We start from the raw sequence: 2690 nt of genomic DNA on the forward strand, positions 1-2690 counted from the left end.
CCCCATCCCCTTTTTGATTTTTGACTTCAAGAAATATGTGGATTATTAGCAAAAAAGTCGGGGTATTTACCCATTATTTAACCGCTACGGGGACATTTACCCCCAGCATCGACAAAGCCAGTAAATTTTCTGCTCGGGAAATGGCGGATATTATGGCTAAAAAATACGGCGGAATAGTAGAGGCCATGAGATAATTATGACCATTGGCATTTGGATTTTAGGGGATCAATTATGGACAGGACAAGCGGCTTTAGCTAATCGTCAAGCCTATTCACAGGAAACGCCGGTTATTTTAATTGAATCCCACAATCATATTCGACCAAGACCCTATCATCAGCAAAAATTAGTTTTAATCTGGTCGGCGATGCGTCATTTTGCCGAAGAATTAAAAACTTTAGGATGGTCTGTCACCTACGAAGTTGCTGAAGATTTTGAACCGATTTTATCTGCTTGGATTAAACGATTAGGTATTAAAGAATTACAGATTATGATGCCTAATGATTTACCTTTTCTTAGATTAATCAAAAATCTCAATTTAGACTGTGCTATAACCCTAATTGATAATAATCACTTTCTCTGGACAAGGACAGATTTTAATAATTGGGCTAAATCTCGTAAAAGACTATTGCTAGAGGATTTCTATCGAGAAAGTCGCAAAAAGTGGCAGATTTTAATCGAGGATAATCAACCCATAGGAGGACAATGGAACTTTGATAAACAAAACCGCAAACCGCCCAAGGATGGATTAAAAACTGCTGCTCCTCTTTGGTTTGAACCCGATGAAATTACCCTTCAGGTTATCGCTGATGTGGAAGCTTTAGATATTCCTAAATATGGAAAAATTAAACCTTTTCGCTGGGCAGTAACCCGCAGACAAGCTTTACAGGTTTTGGAGCATTTTATTACTAATTGTCTGCCCAACTTTGGACCCTACCAAGATGCGATGATAACGGGAGAAGAAACCCTCTGGCATTCCCTATTATCTCCCTATCTGAATCTAGGATTACTAACGCCGTTGGAAGTTATTCAAGGGGCAGAAATTGCCTATAAAAAAGATAATTTAGCCCTAAATAGCATCGAAGGATTTATCCGTCAGGTGTTGGGATGGCGGGAATATATGCAGGGTATTTATCATTATCTGGGAGAAGATTACGCTAATCATAATTGGTTTGAGCATCAACAACCCTTACCAGCTTTCTTTTGGGATAGTAATCAAACCGAGATGAATTGCCTCAAACAAGTATTATCACAGGTGGAAAATACCGGTTATGCTCATCATATTCAAAGATTAATGATTTTGAGCAATTTTGCCTTAATTTTTGGTTGCTCTCCCCAAGAGATTGAAAACTGGTTTCATAGTGTTTTTATCGATGCCTACGATTGGGTAATGCAGACTAATGTACTGGGAATGGGACAATTTGCCGACGGGGGAATTCTCGCCTCCAAACCCTACGCCGCCTCGGCCAACTATATTGATAAAATGAGTGATTATTGTCGGGGTTGTCTGTATAAAAAAAATGAACGAGTCGGGGAGTTTGCCTGTCCTTTTAACTTTCTTTACTGGGATTTTTTGGCACGACATCGAGAAAAATTAAAATCCCAAGGTCGAGTTAATATGATTTTAGGCCATCTCGATCGAATGTCGGCAGCTGAACTTAATCAAATGCGCTACCAGTCCAACCAATTACGAGCTATCAGTAGTCAGCTTTGAATCAGTTATCAGTTATCAGTTATCAGATGCCAGTTTTCAGTTCACTGATTACTGTTTACTGTTTACTGGTCACTGAAAAACCCCCAAACCCAGTATGATAATTGCTATATGAGTAAATCAAAGGAAAAAAAACGGATTGCCTATCAGGAATTTGGAGATCAAAGTAATTCTCCAGCTTTTGAGCGTTCCATTCCCGAATTACCCCCGAATCAGCAGAATGTGCGAGTACAAACCTCCCGCTCTGGTCGTGCGGGAAAAACCGTTACCATGGTTACAGGTTTTCAATGCCAAACCGAAACTCTGACGAAATTATTAAAACAGTTAAAAACTGCTTGCGGAACGGGTGGTACAGTTAAAGAAAATACCATTGAGATTCAAGGAGATCATCGCCAAAAAATTCTACAAATTCTCATTGAATCGGGTTACAAAGCCAAAATTAGCGGAGGATAGCTTAAAATCATGATTCCCTCTTGGTTGCTTATCGGTGTCGTGGGATTTTTGGTAGCGTTAGCTGGGGGATTACTCAATTCTCGCGATGTACGTTGGTTTGCGCGATTGCGTCGTCCCGATTGGTTAACCTTTGAAAGATTAATCCCTCTTATCTGGACAATTATCTATATTTGTGGCGCAATTTCTGCTTATTTAGTCTGGGAAGCTCAACCGGCTAATCGCTGGTTTTTGATGGCTTTTTATCTGTTGGTGGAATTGACTATTACTGCCTATACTCCCGTCACCTGTAAACTACGCAGTCTCAAAGCGGGAACGATTATCGGAGGTACGGGTTTTTTCTTGGGTTGTCTTCTGGCACTATTGGTTTTCCCTGTTTCTTCTTGGGCGGCCATCCTACTCCTACCTTACCTGATCTGGAGTCCGATCGGTACCTATGTGACTTGGGAAATGAGCCATCTCAATCCTCGGGATGTATAGATAGAGTCTGCTGAAAAAGATTGTTGGTGGGGGCAGGGTGTGTGGTGTGGGG

The 2690-nt window shown here is 40.8% G+C and carries 4 protein-coding genes; all 4 read left to right on the forward strand.

The annotated features are described in order from the left end of the window. Nucleotides 1-35 precede the first annotated feature (35 nt). The 4 genes from IQ242_RS21890 (at nt 36) to IQ242_RS21905 (ending at nt 2638) form a co-directional block, all read left to right on the forward strand. Nucleotides 36-194 (forward strand): hypothetical protein, encoded by a 159-nt coding sequence (locus IQ242_RS21890; RefSeq protein WP_193961396.1) that lies wholly within the window; start codon nt 36-38, stop codon nt 192-194. A gap of 2 nt (nt 195-196) precedes the next feature. Beyond that, entirely contained in the window at nt 197-1711 is a 1515-nt protein-coding gene (locus tag IQ242_RS21895) for a cryptochrome/photolyase family protein (RefSeq protein ID WP_193961397.1), read from the forward strand. 108 nt (nt 1712-1819) lie between these two features. Next, nucleotides 1820-2161, forward strand: coding sequence for a translation initiation factor (locus tag IQ242_RS21900; protein WP_193961398.1), 342 nt, complete (start codon nt 1820-1822; stop codon nt 2159-2161). A 9-nt stretch (nt 2162-2170) separates the two neighbouring features. Then, nucleotides 2171-2638: a TspO/MBR family protein gene (locus tag IQ242_RS21905; protein WP_052277319.1), complete on the forward strand. Its 468-nt coding sequence runs from the start codon at nt 2171-2173 to the stop codon at nt 2636-2638. Nucleotides 2639-2690 lie beyond the last annotated feature (52 nt).

This window comes from Microcystis sp. LEGE 08355 (genome assembly GCF_015207185.1).
GTDB lineage: Bacteria > Cyanobacteriota > Cyanobacteriia > Cyanobacteriales > Microcystaceae > Microcystis > Microcystis panniformis.